At 32.0% G+C, this 19356-nt stretch carries 17 protein-coding genes; 15 read left to right on the top strand and 2 right to left on the bottom strand.

Translation table 11 applies throughout. The features are described from left to right. The first annotated feature begins 68 nt into the window (after positions 1-68). The gene (locus IPJ23_04960) at positions 69-1151 is read left to right on the top strand and encodes a glycosyltransferase (GenBank protein MBK7630045.1); all 1083 of its coding nucleotides are present in this window, start codon (positions 69-71) and stop codon (positions 1149-1151) included. A gap of 15 nt (positions 1152-1166) precedes the next feature. Here IPJ23_04960 and IPJ23_04955 read toward each other — a convergent pair whose 3' ends face one another. Further along, positions 1167-2183: a glycosyltransferase family 9 protein gene (locus IPJ23_04955; GenBank protein ID MBK7630044.1), complete on the bottom strand. Its 1017-nt coding sequence runs from the start codon at positions 2181-2183 to the stop codon at positions 1167-1169. A gap of 70 nt (positions 2184-2253) precedes the next feature. Further along, positions 2254-5040, bottom strand: coding sequence for a DNA polymerase I (gene polA / locus IPJ23_04950; protein ID MBK7630043.1), 2787 nt, complete (start codon positions 5038-5040; stop codon positions 2254-2256). A gap of 201 nt (positions 5041-5241) precedes the next feature. On the opposite strand from polA, the gene IPJ23_04945 reads away from it, so the two are divergent. The 14 genes from IPJ23_04945 (at position 5242) to IPJ23_04880 (ending at position 19327) form a co-directional block, all read left to right on the top strand. Continuing rightward, complete coding sequence (locus IPJ23_04945; GenBank protein MBK7630042.1) at positions 5242-7059, top strand: KUP/HAK/KT family potassium transporter; 1818 nt, start codon at positions 5242-5244, stop codon at positions 7057-7059. Between the two features lie 28 nt (positions 7060-7087). Next, the gene (locus tag IPJ23_04940; GenBank protein MBK7630041.1) at positions 7088-8131 is read left to right on the top strand and encodes a hypothetical protein; all 1044 of its coding nucleotides are present in this window, start codon (positions 7088-7090) and stop codon (positions 8129-8131) included. Positions 8132-8133: 2 nt separating this feature from the next. Beyond that, complete coding sequence (locus IPJ23_04935; GenBank protein MBK7630040.1) at positions 8134-8823, top strand: SDR family oxidoreductase; 690 nt, start codon at positions 8134-8136, stop codon at positions 8821-8823. A gap of 149 nt (positions 8824-8972) precedes the next feature. After that, positions 8973-9665, top strand: coding sequence for a MotA/TolQ/ExbB proton channel family protein (locus tag IPJ23_04930; protein MBK7630039.1), 693 nt, complete (start codon positions 8973-8975; stop codon positions 9663-9665). Between the two features lie 33 nt (positions 9666-9698). After that, entirely contained in the window at positions 9699-10226 is a 528-nt protein-coding gene (locus tag IPJ23_04925; protein MBK7630038.1) for a biopolymer transporter ExbD, read from the top strand. A gap of 15 nt (positions 10227-10241) precedes the next feature. Next, positions 10242-10655: a biopolymer transporter ExbD gene (locus tag IPJ23_04920; GenBank protein ID MBK7630037.1), complete on the top strand. Its 414-nt coding sequence runs from the start codon at positions 10242-10244 to the stop codon at positions 10653-10655. A 75-nt stretch (positions 10656-10730) separates the two neighbouring features. Next, positions 10731-11177, top strand: coding sequence for a GatB/YqeY domain-containing protein (locus IPJ23_04915; GenBank protein MBK7630036.1), 447 nt, complete (start codon positions 10731-10733; stop codon positions 11175-11177). Positions 11178-11179: 2 nt separating this feature from the next. Continuing rightward, the gene (locus IPJ23_04910; GenBank protein ID MBK7630035.1) at positions 11180-11701 is read left to right on the top strand and encodes a CvpA family protein; all 522 of its coding nucleotides are present in this window, start codon (positions 11180-11182) and stop codon (positions 11699-11701) included. Then, positions 11698-14043, top strand: a complete 2346-nt coding sequence (locus tag IPJ23_04905) for an endonuclease MutS2 (GenBank protein MBK7630034.1) — start codon at positions 11698-11700, stop codon at positions 14041-14043. Before IPJ23_04910 ends, IPJ23_04905 begins: the two co-directional genes overlap by 4 nt. 8 nt (positions 14044-14051) lie before the next feature. Then, a complete protein-coding gene (locus IPJ23_04900) occupies positions 14052-15545 on the top strand; it encodes an acetyl-CoA carboxylase biotin carboxylase subunit (protein ID MBK7630033.1) in 1494 nt (497 codons plus the stop codon). Next, on the top strand, positions 15538-16041 hold the full coding sequence (locus tag IPJ23_04895) for a hypothetical protein (protein MBK7630032.1): 504 nt from the start codon (positions 15538-15540) through the stop codon (positions 16039-16041). Before IPJ23_04900 ends, IPJ23_04895 begins: the two co-directional genes overlap by 8 nt. Before the next feature lie 70 nt (positions 16042-16111). Beyond that, positions 16112-17371: an outer membrane protein transport protein gene (locus IPJ23_04890; GenBank protein ID MBK7630031.1), complete on the top strand. Its 1260-nt coding sequence runs from the start codon at positions 16112-16114 to the stop codon at positions 17369-17371. 21 nt (positions 17372-17392) lie between these two features. Further along, positions 17393-18829, top strand: coding sequence for a hypothetical protein (locus IPJ23_04885; protein ID MBK7630030.1), 1437 nt, complete (start codon positions 17393-17395; stop codon positions 18827-18829). An 81-nt stretch (positions 18830-18910) separates the two neighbouring features. Further along, a complete protein-coding gene (locus IPJ23_04880; GenBank protein MBK7630029.1) occupies positions 18911-19327 on the top strand; it encodes an SPOR domain-containing protein in 417 nt (138 codons plus the stop codon). Positions 19328-19356: the final 29 nt, after the last annotated feature.

Here is a 19356-nt window from a genome sequence, read left to right as displayed (position 1 = left end):
TTAGTAAAAATATTTTCTAATCGAAATATAGCAAACAATAAAATTAAATATTATCTGTAAATAATTTAATGAATATTTTTCAATTCAGTTTTGGTGATGGATACGCAGGCAGTTCAAAAGTTGCTCTGATCAGTTCAAAGATACTAATACAAAACGGGAATAATGTGCAATTATTTGTTTCTAAAGATTCCCTTACTGAAAAAAGGGCCATTGAACTTAAAATTCCCACTTATGCATTTGATACTGATAAGAAGTTTAAAAACTTAATGAGCAAGATTTATCGAATATTTGATCAGTTCAACCCAATTGTTGTAATATCTCATCATTCAATAGATCGAAAAATTGGAATTGAACTTAAAAAAAAATATAAAAGTAGTTTTATAAATGTTGGTTATAGGCATAACATTAGCAAAACTTTTCCAATTATTGGAGCTTTTTTATATAATCGTTATTTCGATAACTTACTTGCATGCAGTCAGGGCGTTGCGGATAGTTTAACTCAATCTGGAATAAAAGTTGAAAAAGTTAAAGTAATTCGAAATTCTATCACAATTCCAAAAGATCTTAACACAAAAACGGGCAGGGCAATAAAAGATCAATATAATTTAAACAATAAAGTTGTGCTTGGAATGTCAACATGGTTTCATAAGGAAAGAAAAGGATTTGACATTCTATTTAATGCGTTTAAAGAATTGGATGATAGATTTATTTTGTTGTTAATTGGCATCCCAGAAAACGATAAACAAAAAGTTTTTGATTTTGCATCAGAGTTTAAGATCTCTGCCGATAAAATCATTATGCCCGGGTATGTTGAAAATGTCTGGGATTATTACAAGGCTATGGATATTTTTCTGCTAACATCTAGATCTGAGGGATTTTCATTGGCATTACTTGAAGCAGCTGCTGCACATCTGCCTATTATTGCATCAGATATCGCCGGTAATAATGAATTTATAACTCATGGTAAGAATGGATTGTTATTCAATACAAGCAATCCAGATGAATTAAAGGAGGCAATTATAAAATTTGTCAACGATAAACTATTAAGTCAAAAACTATCACAAAATGCCTACACAGTTGTAATGGAAAATTATCAATTAGAAAATTATACAGATTCTCTTACAAAATTTATTAAGCTAATAACAACATAATGGACTCATTTTCAATTACAAAGAATCTTTACTCATTAATCTCAACTTTTGAATTAGCTTTATTACTGCTAAATCACTCATACACTCGTGTTGCAATGGGCAGATAAGTTTATTACAAATAATACAATCTAAATCGTCTTTAATTATATAATCAGAATTTGGTGAATATGGTCCGTGCGCTTTTGGATTTGTTGGTCCAAAAATTCCTAAAGTTGGCACATCAAGCGCTGCTGCAATGTGCATTGGACCGGAATCGTTTGCAATTACCAACTTGCATTTAGAAATTAAAGCGGCCATTTGCGGCAGAGATGATTTTGGAGCAATCAAACAATCATTACCCAAGCTTGCTTTAATAAATTCGGCATCACTTTCATCGCCTGGGCCCCATAAAACTAACAACTTGCATTTAAATTCATCAACAGCTGATTTACATATTTCCACCCATTTTTCTTTATTGCATCGCTTAGAATCCCATCCGCCGGAGGGAATTATTCCAAAAACTTTTTTATCGTTTAAATTATTTTCAATAAAGAAATCATCTGCAAAGAACTTTTCCAGCACTCCAACATTAAAATGTATTTTTTTAGAAATTATATTTATTTCAAGAGGTTTCAAGAGTTCTAAGTTATGCTCGGCGGAATGATGTTCGCCTTTTTCAGATGTACCTAAAATATTGTAAGCATATTTTCTTCCACGATAAGCATATCCAACTCTATACTTAACGCCTGATAAAAAAGTAATTTGTGCACTTCTTGGATTTGACCAAAGATCTATTATGAGATTGTATTTTTCTTTTCTAACTCTCCAAGCGACCTTTGCCACAAATTCTGTCTTGTGCATAGTTAAAACTTTATTTACAAGCGGATTATTTGCAACAGAATATTTTGCAAAATGTTCTGTTAAATAATCAATCTTTGCTTTTGGAAAATGATTATGAAGATTATCAAGAACGATTGTTGATAAAACAATATCGCCAATTCCACGTGGTTTAATACAAAGTATCTTTTTTATTTCAGAAGGATTTATTTTCATTTATAAACATTGTGATTTTAAATGAACCTTTAACTTGCCCCATAATCATTCCTCAACTTGCACTCAAACTCTAATGTGCATCAAGCCAATTTTCGCCAATTCCGGTTTCAGCAACAACAGGAACTTTTAATGGCAATGCAGTTTCCATTAGTTCTTTTATTACAGGTATTAATTTGTCAGTCTCATCTTTATGTGCATCAAAAACCAATTCATCGTGTACTTGCAGAATCATTTTGGTCTTAGTTTTTCTCTTAGTCAACTCTTTATGAATGTTGATCATAGCTAACTTGATCATATCTGCAGCAGTTCCTTGAATCGGCATATTAATAGCAACTCGTTCTTCAAATTGTCTTACAACTCTGTTATTGCTATTAATATTTTTTAAATATCTTCTTCTGCCTGATAAAGTTTCTGCGTAACCTTTTTCTTGAGCAAATCTAACAGAGTTATCCATAAATTCTCTAACTCGTTTAAAAGTATAAAAGTAAGTTTCAATAATTTCTTTTGCATGGGATTGAGTAACTCCAAGTCGTGTCTTCAATCCAAACGGACCAATACCGTAAAGAATTCCAAAATTAACTTCTTTGGCTTTTCTTCGCATATCTTGCGTAACATCTTCAGGTTTTACTTTAAAAACTAAAGCCGCAGTACTTCTATGAATATCTTCACCTTCGCTAAAAGCTTTTATAAGTGCTTCATCACCACAGATTGAAGCCATAATTCTTAGTTCGATCTGGCTGTAATCCGCACTTAAGATTTTATAATTTTTATCGCGTGGTACAAATGCTCTACGAATCTCTTTTCCCATTTCGGTGCGGATAGGGATGTTTTGCAAATTTGGATCTACACTTGAAAGTCTGCCAGTTGAAGCTACGGTTTGATTAAAACTTGTATGAACACGTCCTGTTTTTTTGTTTATAATATTTGGAAGCGCATCTGCATAAGTTGATTTTAATTTTGAGGCTTGTCTGTAATTCAAAATCATATCTATAATTTCGTGTTCACCGCGTAAATTTTCTAAAGAACGAGCATCAGTTGAAAAACCTGTTTTAGTTTTTCTTCCTGTTGCGAGATTAAGTTTTGTAAATAATATTTCCTGAAGCTGCTTTGGTGAATTGATATTGAATTCTGTACCCGCTACGTTAAAGATTTCACCTGTATAATTATCCAACAATATTTGAAGATCTTTACTAAACTGATTTAATGCCGCAGTATCAATCTTTATACCCTCATTTTCCATATCTTCTAAAACGGGAACAAGCGGGAACTCAATTTCATAAGCAATTTTTTCAATCTTTTGTTTCTTTAATTCGGCATCTAAATTTTCATAAAGTTTGTAAGTAATGTCTGCATCTTCCGCGGAATAATTGGCGAGTGCATTCAAATCAGTTTCAAATATTTTTGTCGGATCTTTTTTCTGTCCGATTAAATCAGTTAAAGGAATAGGTTTATAATTAAGATACTTTTCTGAAAGATCATCCATTCCATGCTTCTGATCAGCATCAAGGACATAACTTGCAAGCATTGTATCAAAGTAAAATGCATTTACATCAATACCAATGCTTCTTAAAACCGCAATATCGTATTTCCCATTCTGGCATACCTTTTTAATTTCACCATTTTCAAAAATCTTTTTAAATAATTTTACAAAAGAGGAAATTGGCAAGCGGTTATTATAAGTGTTATCAAAAAGTCCGCCTTCTTCAAACGGATTTGTTGCAATAAAATATGCTTCATCCGGTTTGATACAGAATGCAATTCCAGCTATTCGAATATCGAATGTATTCAATCCATCTGTTTCAGTATCAAATACGAACAGCTCAGATTTAATAAGTTTTGTTGCTAACTCTTTAGCATCTTTTTCAGAAGTGATTAAATGATACTTTACTTTTTTATTATCGTAAGATTTTATTACTTCGTCTGATTCTTGTTTTGATTCTGTTTCGGCTTTTTCCTCAATTTGACTTTTAGAATCAGATTGATAGAATTTTAATAGTTTTGCGTAAATAGTTTTAAACTCTAACTCAAATAAAATTTCTTTTAACTTATCAAAATCGGGATCAGAAAATTTTGCATCATCGAAATTAAAATCGATTGGAACTTCGCAATAAATTGTAGCAAGATCTTTTGAGAGAAAAGCATTTTCTTTGCTTTCTTCTAATTTCTTTTTTATTCCTGCTTTATCAATTTCATTAAGATGCTTATAAATATTTTCTATTGTTCCATACTTTTGAATTAGGGGAACTGCGCCTTTCGGTCCTATTCCTTTAACACCTGGGATATCATCGCTGGCATCACCGATCAAAGCAAGATAATCGATCATGTATTTGGGTTCGAATCCAAGTTCATCAATAACTTTTTGTTTATCGTACAGAATTGCTTCATCCGACATTTTACCCGGTCTAACAACTTTTACTCTATCTGTAATTAATTGAAAGTAATCTTTATCAGGTGTTATCGCAAAGGAAAGTAAACCTTTTTCTTCAGCTTTTTTAACTGCGGTTCCAACAATATCGTCAGCTTCGTAACGAGGTAAAATGTAAAGAGGAATATTTAGTGCAAGTACAATATCCTTTATTCTTTGTAATTGTGGAATCATATCATCGGGCATGGCATCTCGAGAGGATTTGTATGCCTTATATTTTTCGTGTCTAAAAGTTTTTTCTTTGGAATCAAACGCAACAGCCAGATAATCCGGTTTGTGATCTTCAAAAACCTTTATCATTTGATTTAAAAATCCATAAACTGCTGATGTTGATTCACCTTTACTATTCGTTAAAGGTCTGTTAATAAAAGCAAAGTACGCACGATATGCCAAAGCCATTGCATCAATAATTACAAATTTCTTGTTTTTCATAATGAGGTTTTATTGAGATTAAAATTATTGCCAGAAAATAAAGATTAGTTTTTCAATATTGAAATTATTGTAAAAAAGAAATTTAGCTTATCTTCAATAATAATTGTGATTGAAATATGCAAAAGCATATTTTTACATACAATAATTTCGGAAGGTATAAAAAACTTTTTGCAGTTTTAGTGAATGTAAAAAAGTTTATAAATGAAAAACGCGCAATCAAGTCCTGGTAAGGATATAATTAAAGCAATGGGGATAGTTTTTGGAGATATTGGGACAAGTCCTATCTACACTCTTTCCATAATATTTACGCTAACAATTCCATCACAAGAAAATATTTATGGCGTACTTTCTTTAATTTTTTGGACACTCATCACACTTGTTACTATTCAGTATGCCTGGCTTGCAATGAGTATGAGCACAAAAGGTGAAGGAGGAATTATTGTACTTAAAGAAATTCTTATTACAACTTTGAAGAAAGGAAGAAAAGTAGGTTTCGTTTCTTTTCTGGGTTACATCGGAGTTTCTTTATTATTAGGTGATGGTGTAATAACACCAGCAATAAGTATTCTTTCCGCTGTTGAAGGATTAAAACTCATTCCCGGGTTGGAATCAACAGGACTAAGCACAATTATTTTGGTTACGTCAATTATTACTGTATTGTTATTTGCAATTCAGTTTAAAGGAACTTCAAAAGTTGCATTATCATTTGGGCCAATTATGCTTCTTTGGTTTATCAGCTTATTTTTATCCGGATTCTTTTATCTTATTCATATGCCGGGAATACTTTTAGCCTTTAATCCAATTTATGCCATCAAATTTTTTATCCACAACGGTTTGCCCGGATTTTTTGTTTTAAGCGAAGTTATTCTTTGTGCAACAGGTGGAGAAGCTCTTTATGCTGATATGGGACATTTAGGCGGAAAACCAATTCGTCAAGCTTGGACTTTTGTATTCATTGCCTTAATAATAAATTATTTTGGACAGGGCGCATATATTCTTGAACATAATGATACTAATCAAGTTCTATTCAAATTGGTGAGTACTTTTTCAGAAGTTTTCTATATACCATTTTTGATCTTAACATTGTTTGCAACGATAATAGCTTCACAGGCGATGATTAGTGCAGTAATGTCTTTAATCTTTCAGGGAATAAATATTGGAATCTTTCCACTGATGAGAATTAAGTATACTTCTACTGAAATGAGATCCCAGATTTATATTCCATCAGTTAATTGGCTGTTATTATTTGCCGTGCTACTTATGGTAATGATATTTAAAGAATCAGCCAACCTAGCTGCGGCATACGGACTAGCAGTAACTGCAACGATGTTTATAAGTTCTATCTTTATTGTTTCCATTTTATGGAATAGAAAAGACTATGTTAAAATGTCTATCGCAATCTTTGTTTTGATAATTACAACAATCTATCTTGTTGCAGTTACACATAAAATACCATATGGCGGATATTGGTCCATTATTATTGCTGCATTTGTTTTATCAGTAATGGGTTTATGGATTACTGGAATGAATAGACTAAGAAAATTCTTACGCTCTGTAACTTTAGATGTTTTTGTTGAAAGCTTTAAACAGATTTATGAAACAGGTAATTATGTAAAAGGTGAAGCGATGTTTTTTACAAAGAACGTTAATATAGTATCACCTTATATCTTGCATTGTATGTTTAGAACAGGCATTATGTATGAAAAGAATATTTTAGTTTCCGTTGAAAATACAGATGTTCCATACGGAGTTACTCTTGATAAATATGAAGAAGTGAGTCCTGGTTTATTTATTGTGAGAATTACTTATGGATATATGGAAGTACCGGATCTTCCTGCATTATTTAAAGAATGGAAGTTTAATGAGAAAGCTATATTTTACGGCGCTGAAGAGATTAAAACAGATAAATTCTTTTTCAAGTTTTTTATTGTGCTAAAGAAAATTGCACCAAACTGGGTTAGTTATTTTGATTTTCCATACAATAAATTACACGGCGTTGTAACCCGAATTGAAATTTAATCATAACAAATATTTCTAATAATTAATTATGAAAAACCTTTATTTATTATTTATAGTCATTTCGATATCTAACATTGGATGTGCACAGCAAAACAATGATACTTTATTTGTAGCACACTGGAATCTAGAAAATCTGTTTGATGCTATTGATGATCCCCAAACAGAAGATGAGGAATTTTTGCCAACTGGTTCTAAAGAATGGACAGATGAAAGACTTGACAAAAAATTATATAATCTTTCAAGAGTTATTCGTTCGATGAATAATGATAATGGACCCGATTTGCTGGGTGTTTGTGAAGTTGAGCATCAGTTTCTTTTGGATTCAATGGCAACAAAGTTTCTTTCAGATAAATATTATAAAACTACTTATCTTGAATCGCCTGACGGGAGGGGAATAGATAATGGAATTATCTACAACTCAAAAAGATTGAAATTGTTAGATACTAAAGGTTTAACTGTTGAAATGGGCGAAGGGTATAATACACGCTTAATATTAGAAGGAATATTTTTATTTGAAAAAACTGATACGATTTACTTTTTTGTAAATCATTGGCCCTCACGAAGAGGAGGCGAGCAAGAATCAGAACCAAAAAGAATAAGGGCTGCTAAAAGACTCAGAATCGAGGTTGAATCCATATTATCTCTTAACGGCAAAAACAAAATAATTATTGTTGGCGATTTTAATGATGAGCCAACAAACATATCTATAACAGAAAATTTAAAAGCACAACCCTTCTTTTGTGATTCTTTAGACCATGAAAATTTGCCAGAAGATTTGGGAACCGATTTGTTTAATCTATCGTATAAAGCCTGGTTTGATGGAATGGGAAGTTATAAGTATCAAGATAATTTTAATATGCTTGATCAAATCATAATCTCAGAAGGACTTTTGTTGGAAGATGATCTTAAATATATCTGTAATTCTTTTGAAGTTTATAAACCATATTTAATGCTAACCAGAGCGGGAAAGTTTCAAGGAGCACCCTTTCCAACTTATGGCGGATCAAGATATCTTGGTGGATATAGCGATCATTTTCCGGTTATCGCAAAATTTTTGATTAACAGAAAATAGTAATGGATAATAAACTAATAATATTTGGTTCAAACGGTCAGTTAGGTAAAGGTGTTGTTAAATCTTTTATCTCAAAAGACTATGATGAAATCTATTTATTTGATTTCAAATTTGATGAATCATTTTCCGATCCACGGATAAAACAATTTGTAGTAAAAGATTTGAGTGTTGAAAAAAATGTTATGGCTGCAATGTTTGAAGTGAAAACAACTGAAAAAACTAAATTGTTTTTATATTCTACAATTGGTGGATTTTACGGAGGAACTTCGGTTTGGGAAACTGAAGAAATAGATTTTGATCGAATGATAAATATGAATCTTAAAACAAATTATTTTGTTGCTAAACATTTTTCTGCATTAGTTAAAAAAAGTATGGGCGGATCGATATGTTTTACCTCTGCTTATACAGCAAATCATCCTGAGGAACTGAAATTTTCTTACGGTGCAGCTAAATCTGCACTGAATTATCTTGTAAAAACTCTCTCTGCAGAAGGTAATAGTATCAATTTATCCGTAAATGCGATAGCACCTTTTATAATCGATACCTCAGCAAATCGTGAATGGATGAAAAACGCAAATTTTGCTTCATGGATAAAACCCGAGGAAATAGGAGAACTTGCACATTCGCTATTTACTCATTTTAATTTTTTGTCGGGTAATATTATTGAGCTTAAACAGAGGTTTAATAAATAAAAAAACTTGAGAATTCCAAATAATAAAGACCAAACTATTTTGTTGACTTTGTTTTTTGAAATACTTATTGTAGTCACACGTTTTTAAGAAAATTATTGATCATTTACCAATTTTGAACTAAAATCTAATTTACCAGGAGGTTATCTTATATGGACTTCACAACAACAATCGCGTCGATATTCAATGTCTTAGCTCAAGCTACTAGTGATGGCGGAGTTTTGAATTACCTTACCGAAAAATACACAGCAGGTGGTGGATTTATGCACCCAATTCTTGCATCACTAATCATCGGATTGGCTTTTTCATTTGAAAGATTATGGACATTGACAAAAGCAAGAACGAATACTAAAAAATTCATTGTTGATGTAAAAAAAGCTTTAAATTCAGGCGGTGTTGAAGCTGCAAAAAAAATATGCGAAAACACTAGTGGTCCTGTTGCTTCAGTATTCTATGCTGGTTTATTAAGATTTGATGAGGGTATTGATGCTGCAGAAAAAGCAATCGTTGCTTATGGCGGTATTGAAATGGGTTTCCTTGAAAGAGGATTAATCTGGATTTCTACATTTATTACAATTGCACCTATGCTCGGATTTACTGGAACTGTGCAAGGTATGATTGAAGCTTTTGATGCTATTAAAGAAGCTGCTCAGATTTCTCCAGCAGTAGTTGCCGAAGGTATTTCAGTTGCTCTTTTAACTACATTATTTGGTCTTGTTGTAGCTATGATTCTCCAAGTTTTTTATAACTACTTTGTTTCCAGAATTGATAGATTAGTTGGTGATATGGAACAAAGCTCAATCGAATTGATTGATGCTCTTTATGAAATAAAAGTTAAAAAATAAGTTTCAGTTAATATTTAAATACTGAGAATCAAAATGATAAAAAAGAAAAAAATACGCGAAGCCTCAATTCCATCTTCATCAATGGCTGATATCGCATTCCTCCTATTGATTTTCTTTCTTGTTGCAACTGTAATTGATGTTGATACAGGTCTTGGATTAACATTACCAGAAATCGTTGAAAATCAAGAGGAAGTAAAAGTTGACCCAAATCGAATGGCTGCTGTTCTTGTGAATGAAAATGGTGATGTTCTGATCGATGGAAATGTTGTTCCGGTTTTTCAGATAAAAGATCTATTGAAAGTAAGAATAGCAAGCAAGAACGATTTGCCAAAGAATAAGAAAATGATTGTTTCACTGAAGACAGATAGAAAAACTGTATATAATATTTATATAGCTGCGTTAGATCAGATTAAATTAGCTTATTTTGAAGTTAGAGATGAGTACGCTAATGGTAAGTACGGAAAAAAATACGGTGATTTAAATGAGGAACAACAAAAAGAGGTAAAAGAAGTTGTTCCAATTATTATTTCTATTGCTGAACCTGAATTAGTAAAAAAATAGCAGAGGAATTAAGAAATGCATTTTGAAAAAAGAAGAGCTAACTCAAAGACAGAAATTCCAACTTCTTCTATGCCGGATATCATTTTTATGCTTCTGTTGTTTTTCATGGTTACTACAACTATGAGAGAAGTTGAAGTTCTTGTAAGTTTCAAACTACCTGAAGCAAAAGCTATTGAAAAAATTGAGAATAAACGGTTGGTTCAATACATCTGGGTTGGAAAAGACAAAAGAGTTCAGATTAATGATTCTTTAGTCAAACTTGAAGAAATACAAAATATTATGTATAACAAAGCTGTTGAAATGCCAAATGTTATCGTCTCTTTAAGAGTTGACCAGAATACTGATATGGGTTTTGTAACAGATATACAGCAGGAGCTAAGAAAAGCTTCTTGCTTAAGAATTAACTATTCGGCTATGATAAAAGTTTAGTTTTAAGATTGTATCTAATTATTTAAGGCAGGTTTGAATTTTATTCGCCTGCCTTTTTCAATTTAACGAGGGCTTATGAATTTAAAAGATAAAATAAATCAAGACTTAAAAGACGCAATGAAGTCGGGTGATAAAATAAGACTTAGCGTTGTACGATCTATTCGTGCGTTAATTTTGGAATTTGAAAAGAGCGGATCAGCAAAAGAATTAACTCCTGATGAGGAATTAAAAATGCTTACAACTGCTGCAAAAAAGCGAAAGGATTCTATTGAACAATTCCGCAACGCCGGCAGAAATGAACTCGCGGACAGCGAAGAGGCTGAGCTTAAGATTCTTATGGACTATCTTCCAAAACAAATGGATGAATCGGAAGTAAGAAGTGAAGTGATAAGACTAGCCAATGAAATCGGAGCTAAAAGTAAGGCTGATTTTCCTAAGCTTATGCCTCTCGTTATGAAAGAATTAAAAGGCAAAGCAGATGGTAAAATTGTGAAATCAATAGTTGAAAACATTTTGGTTTAGTAGTGAATTTTATAGATATAATTATTATTGTCGCTCTTGCGATTGGTTTTATACTTGGTTTTAAAGATGGCTTTGTACGAAAGCTTGTTGGTATTTTTGGCTTTATAGTCGCGGTAACGATTGCAATATTATTTTCGTCCAACGTTGGAAAGCTTATAGAATCAGCATTTGATATAGAATTTTACTTAGCCGAAATAATGGCGGCAATTCTCCTTTTTGTTGCATTGATGATTATTACAACAATTCTTAAGCGAGTTATTCATCCTTTTGATAAAGTTAATAATCTTATAAATCAGTTAATTGGCGGATTTGTTGGCGTTATCCAATTACTTTTTTTTATAAGTGCATTATTCTTACTACTTAATATATTTGATTTTCCAGATAAAAAAACTCAGCAATCATCAATGTTATATAAATATGCTTATGGAGCAATTCCAACGTCAATTGATTTTCTTAAAGACTATACTCCAAGCACAGAAGATGTAATTAAAAGTTACATTAATCAAAAAGATTCTATCCAATGATAGATCAGATTGTTCTTGAAAAATTAGAATTTAAAAAAATTCTTAATCACATCTCAAAATATTCTATAACAGAAACCGGAAAAAAACTAATCCTCAATCTTTATCCTTCGTCAGATTTATCTCTTATAACAAATGAAGGAATGTTAATCGAAGAAGCGAAAGATATCCTTATTAAGACCGGTTATCCTCCTATTGATTATTTGTCAGATTTGAATATTGTTCTATCAGAAAGTAGAATTGAAGGTGCTACCTTATCAAGCAGTAAAGTTTTAGAAATTCTTAAGCTCGCTAAATCTTCAAGATTATTAATTCAGTTTTTGAAATCAGAATTAAAAGATGAATCAAAACTAAAAGATGAACTGAATAGTTTATTTTCAGATAAACTATTTGAACATCAAATAGAAAAAATAATAACTGAATTAGGCGAAGTTAAAGAGAACGCAAGTTTAGTACTTTCACAGATTAGAAAAGATATAAACTCCAGAAGAAATGAACTTGTAAAATCAATAAATCGTATAATCAAATCTCTAAAAGATGACGATATTGTTCGTGAAGATTATCTTACTTTACGTGATGGCCGAATGGTAATTCCGATTAAGGCTGAACATAAACGACATATACGTGGGTTTATACATTCTGAATCAGCAACCGGCCAAACAGTTTATATAGAGCCAGAAGAAACGCTTGATCTGAATAATGATGTAATTTCTTTATCGTTTGCGGAACGTAGAGAGATTGAAAGAATTCTACGCGAACTCACAAAGATGATTGGACTTTCAAGTGAGCTGCTTAAAAAATCTTTAAATACTTTGGCTTATATCGATTCCATTTTTGCACGCGCTAAATATTCAATCGAAATTATTGGAGCTTTTCCTCAGATTGATGGTTCAAAACCAATATTTATTTCAGAGGCACGTCACCCAATTCTGGTTAAGAAATTAAACAGGCAGTTAACAGTTCCGCTCAGTTTTGAACTGAATGATGATAAGGTTGTTATTATTACTGGTCCAAATGCTGGTGGAAAAACTGTTGTTCTAAAAACTATAGGCATATTAAATCTAATGCTGCAATCAGGAATTCATATTCCTGCAAATTCAAATTCTAACTTTCACATTTTTGAAAATATTTTACTTGATATCGGTGATCAACAATCAATCGAAGATGATTTATCAACTTTTAGTTCTCATCTTAAAAATTTAAAAAGTATTCTTGAAAATTCTGGTTCAGATTCTTTAGTTCTACTTGATGAAATTGGAACCGGTACAGATCCAGCAGAAGGTTCTTCACTTGCTGCAGCGATATTATCTACTTTACTTGAAAAAGGATCAACTGTTTTTGCCTCGACACATCATGGCAGTTTGAAAGTATTTGCGTACAATATTAATGGAATGCAAAATGGCGCAATGGAGTTTGATCATTTAAATCTTTCACCAACGTATAAATTTAATCTAGGCGTTCCGGGATCAAGTTATGCATTTGAAATTGCTAAGAGAACCGGATTAAGTGATGATGTTTTGGATAAAGCGAAACAATACATTGATTCTGATAAACACAATCTAGAAATGTTCTTATCAGAACTTGAAGAAAAGTCAAATAAGTTAAATAAAAAACTGAACGAACTTGAAATTGAAAATTCAAGATTGACTGGCTTATCCGAGCTTTACAAAAAGAGTTACGAAAAGATAGAGAAGGAAAAAAAGGAGATACTTAAAAAAGTAAAAGCTGAAGGTGAAATTTATCTTGAAAGTGTAAATAAGAAGATTGAAAAGGTAATTAAGGATATAAAAGAATCCGGTGCAAGTAAAGAAGTGATTAAAGAATCGAAAAATATTATTCAAGAAATTAAAATTGAGAATAAAGAGCTTTTTAAAGAAAATGTTGAAATAATAAGCGATAAAAAGAATTTTGTAATTGGTGATTTTGTTGGAATAAATAATTCTGCTACAACTGGAAAAATTATTGAAATAAATAAAACAAAAGAAAAAGCAACAATTTTATCTGGTGCAATTAAGATGCAAGTTAAGCTATCCGAGCTTTTTGAAACTAAAGAAAATAAAACAGTTGTAGAAAATAATTTTTCATCTTATAAGATTTCTGATGTAAATTACAGATTAGATATTCGTGGTGAAAAACCTGAAGTGGCAGAGTTTACTGTCGTTAAATTTTTGGATGAAGCATATCAAACTTCATTAGAGCGCGTAGAGATTCTGCATGGAAAGGGAACAGGTGTTCTTAAAAAAACTGTTTGGGATATTTTGAAACATCATGAAAAAGTTAAAAATTATTATTTTGCCGCTATTGAATTTGGCGGCGCTGGTATTACTATTGCAGAATTAAAATAGGAGTTTATTTGTTCAATAAAATTCTTATCGCTAACAGAGGGGAGATTGCTGTTAGAATAATTAAAGCATGCCAAGAACTAGGAATTAAATCTGCTGCAATTTATTCTGATGTTGATTTAACTTCTCTTCACACAAGAATGGCTGATGAAGCCTATCATATTGGTGCAGCTACCGCTTCCGAGTCTTATCTAAATAAAAATAAAATTATAGAACTTGCTAGATCAATTGGAGCAGATGCGATTCATCCTGGATACGGTTTCTTTTCTGAAAACGCTTCATTTATTGAAGATGTGGAGCAAAGCGGAATTTCATTTATCGGGCCGTCCTCTAAATCCGTAAAAATGATGGGAAGCAAAACAGCAGCACGAACTTTAATGAGTAAACATAATGTTCCTGTTGTTCCCGGTACTTTAGAAGCTATTAAAGATGCTGAAGAGGGTATTAAGTTTTCGGCCAAAATTGGATTTCCAATTTTATTAAAAGCATCTGCCGGTGGTGGTGGAAAGGGTATGCGAAAAGTTTCTAACAAAGATGAATTTCAATCTGCATTTGAATCAACGAAACGCGAAGCTCTAAAATCTTTTGCAAATGATGAAGTTTACATTGAAAAGTTTATTGAAAATCCAAAGCATATTGAAGTTCAGATCATTGCAGATAAACATGGAAACTATAGACACGTATTTGAGCGCGAGTGTTCAATACAACGCAGACATCAAAAAATTATTGAAGAAGCACCATCAGCATTTGTGGATCAAACTACACGTGATAAGATTACGGAGGCAGCGATACAAGCAGCAAAAGCCTGTGGATATTTTAATGCTGGAACAATTGAATTTTTAATGGATTCTAACAAAGACTTTTATTTCCTCGAAATGAATACCAGAATTCAGGTTGAGCATCCCGTTACTGAATTGATTTCGGGAATCGATCTTGTAAAAGAACAAATATCTATTGCAGACGGTAATAAAATTTCGTTCGAGCAGAATGAAATAAAGATTAATGGTTTTGCGTTGGAATGTAGAATTTATGCGGAGGATCCAGCTAATAATTTTCTTCCATCTACTGGGAAAATATTACATTACCAAGAACCAAATGGAATTGGAGTTAGAGTTGATTCAGGCTTTGCAGCAGATTCAGAAATATCAATTCATTATGACCCAATGATTGCAAAACTAATTTCTTGGGATAGTGATAGAAGTAAAGCGATCAGTAGGATGAATCGGGCTTTGAATGAATTTCAGATAGCCGGCATTATAGTAAATACAAATTTCTTAAGTTATATCTTAAATACTAAAGAGTTTAGAACTGGAAAGTATGATATTAATTTTATCGATAATCTAAATCATTCAGATTCATCAGTGAAAAGAATAGATAAATCTAATACTGGAAATGAAATTGCTGCAAGTGTTTTTGCCACACTAATTAAATCAAAACAAAAAACTACATCCAAAAAAATCACTTCTATAAAAAATAATAAATGGTGGGAGCAAAACAATGAGTGATTTTATTGTTAGAATAAACGATAGTCAAAGAGAAATAAAAATAATTGATGAAAAATTTGTTGAAGTAGATAATGATAGAGTCGAGTATAAGCTAATACAGTTGAATCATTCAAAATTTGTATTGAAGATTGATAATAATGTTTATGAAACATCTTACTGGAACAATTCAAATGATGAACTATCAATTCAAATAAACAATCAAAACTTTGATGTAAATATTCGGACAACATTACAGGAAAAAGCATTTCAATTACTTTCAGCCTCAAAAAAAAATGACACAAATGTAAAATCGATCAAATCGCCAATGCCAGGATTAGTTTTGAAAATCTTAAAAAAAGTTGGTGAAAAAATCAAAAAAGGCGAAACTGTAATGATTTTAGAAGCAATGAAGATGGAAAATGAAATAAAATCTAATATTGATGGAACAATTGCAGAGATATTTGTTGCTGAGGGAAAACCGGTAGAAAAATATATTTCACTGTTTAGTCTTAAATAATTTGTTATTTACAAAAAATTGCTAATTTTCGCTTAACTATTTATCATTCACTATTGTCAGGAGGAGAGAATTGAAATCTCGACTATTTCTTTTGATCGTTTCTGCATTTTTGATTTCTACCAATATATATGCAGGTGGATTTCAACTAAATGAGCATGGAGCCAGAGCTCTAGCAATGGGCGGTGCATTTACAGCCGTTGCAAATGATCCGTCTGCAGTATACTGGAATGGTGCAGGCTTATCATTTGTTAAAGGTACAAATATTGTTTTTGGTACATCTTTGATTGCTCCAAACAGTAAATTTAGAGGTGTTACTCCTGATGTTACTGAATATCGAGGAAAGAATTTACTTTTTTATCCTGTCCATTTTTTTGCTTCACATCAATTAAGTGATAAGTTTACAGTTGGACTTGGTTTTACTACTCCATTTGGATTAGGAACAGAGTGGGATGAGAATTGGATAGGTAAATATCTTGCAGTTGAAACATCTCTGCAAACTTTTATAGTTACACCGGTAATTGCTTACAAGCCTGTTGAGTCACTTTCAATAAGTGCTGGTTTTGTTTATAGTTTTGCTGATGTAAAGATAACAAGAAAAAGTGCGATTGGATTAAATCCCGGTGACCCTGTATTCATAAATTCAGATGCTTTCGTTCACCTTGAAGGAGATGATATGTTTGCCTGGGGATTTAATGCAGGTATAATGTATAAACCTAGCAAATATTTAACTATTGGTGCATCTTATCATAGCGAAGTAAAATATAATTTTGAAGGAACTGGAACTGCAACTGCACCGGAACAAGTGTTAAGCAGAATTCCACAAGGCAACATAGTCGCAGAATTAACTACGCCACAAAATATTGCTGGTGGTATTGCCGTAGATGTTTCAGAAAAAGTTAAGTTAAGTGCTGATTTTCAATATGTTGGCTGGTCAAGTTATGAAAAGTTGGAAGTTACTTATACTGATCTTAACTATGTTTCTTCAAGTCCAAGATTATATGATGACTCATACATCGTCAGATTAGGCGGAGCTTATAAGTTTAGTGATCAAACTACTTTTATGGGCGGTGTTTATTATGATAAAAATCCTGTGTCATCTCAATATTTAAATCCCACATTACCAGAAGCTAACAGAATTGGATTGAGTTTTGGAATTGAAGCACAAATATTTGAGAATTTAAGTGTTCAAGGTTCATATTTATTTATTCGAGGAAAACAATTGACTATAAATGATAGTGAAGAAATTTATACGCCTGGTGGAGGCAAGTTTAATGGCACATATAATACTTATGCAAATATTTTTGGACTAAGCTTTAATCTTAGTTTATAAGGAGAAATAAAGAAAATGAAAATGAAATTATTATCAATTTTAATATTAACTGCTCTTCTAATTATTAGTTGTGATGACTACACAGAGTTAGATTCTCCTGTACAAAATGCCGTTAGTGGAAATGCTAACTTTGCACGTTTTGTTTCGATTGGTAACAGTATTACTGCTGGTTACCAAAGCGGAACTATTTATCAAAGTGGTCAAATGTATAGCTATGGTAATTTAATTGCTCAACAGGTTGGTACGCCTTATGCAATACCTTACGTCTCTGATCCTGGATTAGGCGGAAGAATGGAACTCTTAAACTTAGCGCCAACTATTTATTACAATCCCTCAAACGGATCATTATTAAATGCAAACTATCCAGCACCATATAATAATCTTGGTGTTCCAGGGGCTTTAACCTATGATGTTTTATTTGCGACAAATTCTACAAATTGTGCTTCAGCATTATTTGCTAACGCACCAAATCCATACTTTGATGTGATTTTAAGAAATAGCGCCTTAAATAAAGGTACACAATTAGAGCAAGCGTTATCATTAGCACCTACTTTTATTACATTATGGATAGGAAATAATGATGTACTTGGTTACGCAACAAGTGGTGGAACGTCGCCTGCGGCTCCAACTTCTTCAACACAGTTTGGACAATTATTTGGTGGTATTTCTCAAGGATTAAATCAATACGCTACCCAAACTGGTGCTAAAGTTGTTGTTGCAAATATTCCAAGTGTTACGGCAATACCTTTCTTTACCACTGTTGGTGCACAAATGGCAATTAATACAAATATTCCTTGGAGTACTTTACCTTTAGGATTTGTCTATCAAAAAGCCGGTGAAACTGGAGTAGGAAGTGGTTCAGCAACACAACAAAATTTACTTGTTGGTAATGTTTTAGTAACCTTAAAAGGCAGTACATACGCCCCTCTTTTAGGACAGGCTACTGGCAAGTTTTATAAGGATAATAATTTCCCAGGATTACCAGCCGGAATTGATACAACAAAACCATTTGGTTTCCATCCGCAGAATCCTTTTCCAAATGCATTCGTTTTAGATCCAGATGAAATTACTGTTGCTAATAATGCTGTTTCAGCTTATAATACAACAATAGCAACCTTAGCTCAAAATTTTGGATTTGGTTTAGTAGATATAAATACAAAATTCAATGAGTTTAGAGCTGGAGATTTTGCAAACGGAACAATTGTAAATGGTATCAAATTTAAAACATTTTTTATTACGGGCGGCTTATTCAGTTTAGATGGAGTTCATCCTTCAAATCAAGCTCACGGTATTGTGGCTAACGAATTTATAAAAGTAATCAATGCAAAGTTTGGCGCTAATATTCCCTTTGTAGATGTTTCAACAATTCCAGGTAGCATTTATTTTTCGGGAAAGATTAGTTATAAAAATGGTTATCCAATAATACCAAGTGAAGTATTTGATCATTTATTATTCTAAAAATAATTAATAGTTCTTATTAAGGGATGGTATTGCCATCCCTTTTTTTGTAGTTTTTGAAAAAAAAATGAGGCACATTTAATGAAAATATATTTTATCCAGTCATTACTAATAATTTCAGCTTGTTATTTTATTGCAGGATGTTCAACTTCACAACAAAATTCTGAGGACGAAAAGCAAATTTATATTTTTGATGAAGTTCCCGAAGAAAAAACAATTGAAGTTCCTAAGACAGGGGAGTATCCAACTCTAAAAGAAGCCTATTATGTTGTTCAAATTGGAGCGTTTACAACTGAAGATAACGCTTTAGATTTTGCTCAATTGAGTAGAAATAAGACAAATTATAAGTATAGTGTTGTTTACGGTGAGAGTACTAAACTGTATTTAGTTCAAGTTGTTCCTTTTTTCAAATCAAGATCAGAAGCAGAAGAAGTACGAAATAACTTGTGGAAACTGCAAGAATTTGTTGATGCTTGGATTATAACGGTTAATAAATAGTTATAAAAAAAGGCTGTTAATATTAACAG

It is taken from the genome of Ignavibacteriales bacterium (genome assembly GCA_016709765.1).
Lineage (GTDB): Bacteria > Bacteroidota > Ignavibacteria > Ignavibacteriales > Ignavibacteriaceae > IGN3.
This window is presented reverse-complemented; position numbering and strand designations above follow the sequence as displayed.

Bases quoted from the DNA above. Each gene is read 5' to 3' on its own strand.
- IPJ23_04925 (MBK7630038.1), top strand. From the start codon at position 9,699: ATGATAAAAAAGAAAAAAATACGCGAAGCCTCAATTCCATCTTCATCA.
- IPJ23_04885 (MBK7630030.1), top strand. From the start codon at position 17,393: ATGAAATTATTATCAATTTTAATATTAACTGCTCTTCTAATTATTAGT.
- IPJ23_04935 (MBK7630040.1), top strand. From the start codon at position 8,134: ATGGATAATAAACTAATAATATTTGGTTCAAACGGTCAGTTAGGTAAA.
- IPJ23_04960 (MBK7630045.1), top strand. From the start codon at position 69: ATGAATATTTTTCAATTCAGTTTTGGTGATGGATACGCAGGCAGTTCA.
- IPJ23_04930 (MBK7630039.1), top strand. From the start codon at position 8,973: ATGGACTTCACAACAACAATCGCGTCGATATTCAATGTCTTAGCTCAA.
- polA (MBK7630043.1), bottom strand. From the start codon at position 5,040: ATGAAAAACAAGAAATTTGTAATTATTGATGCAATGGCTTTGGCATAT.
- IPJ23_04940 (MBK7630041.1), top strand. From the start codon at position 7,088: ATGAAAAACCTTTATTTATTATTTATAGTCATTTCGATATCTAACATT.
- IPJ23_04955 (MBK7630044.1), bottom strand. From the start codon at position 2,183: ATGAAAATAAATCCTTCTGAAATAAAAAAGATACTTTGTATTAAACCA.
- IPJ23_04920 (MBK7630037.1), top strand. From the start codon at position 10,242: ATGCATTTTGAAAAAAGAAGAGCTAACTCAAAGACAGAAATTCCAACT.
- IPJ23_04895 (MBK7630032.1), top strand. From the start codon at position 15,538: ATGAGTGATTTTATTGTTAGAATAAACGATAGTCAAAGAGAAATAAAA.
- IPJ23_04945 (MBK7630042.1), top strand. From the start codon at position 5,242: ATGAAAAACGCGCAATCAAGTCCTGGTAAGGATATAATTAAAGCAATG.
- IPJ23_04880 (MBK7630029.1), top strand. From the start codon at position 18,911: ATGAAAATATATTTTATCCAGTCATTACTAATAATTTCAGCTTGTTAT.
- IPJ23_04915 (MBK7630036.1), top strand. From the start codon at position 10,731: ATGAATTTAAAAGATAAAATAAATCAAGACTTAAAAGACGCAATGAAG.
- IPJ23_04905 (MBK7630034.1), top strand. From the start codon at position 11,698: ATGATAGATCAGATTGTTCTTGAAAAATTAGAATTTAAAAAAATTCTT.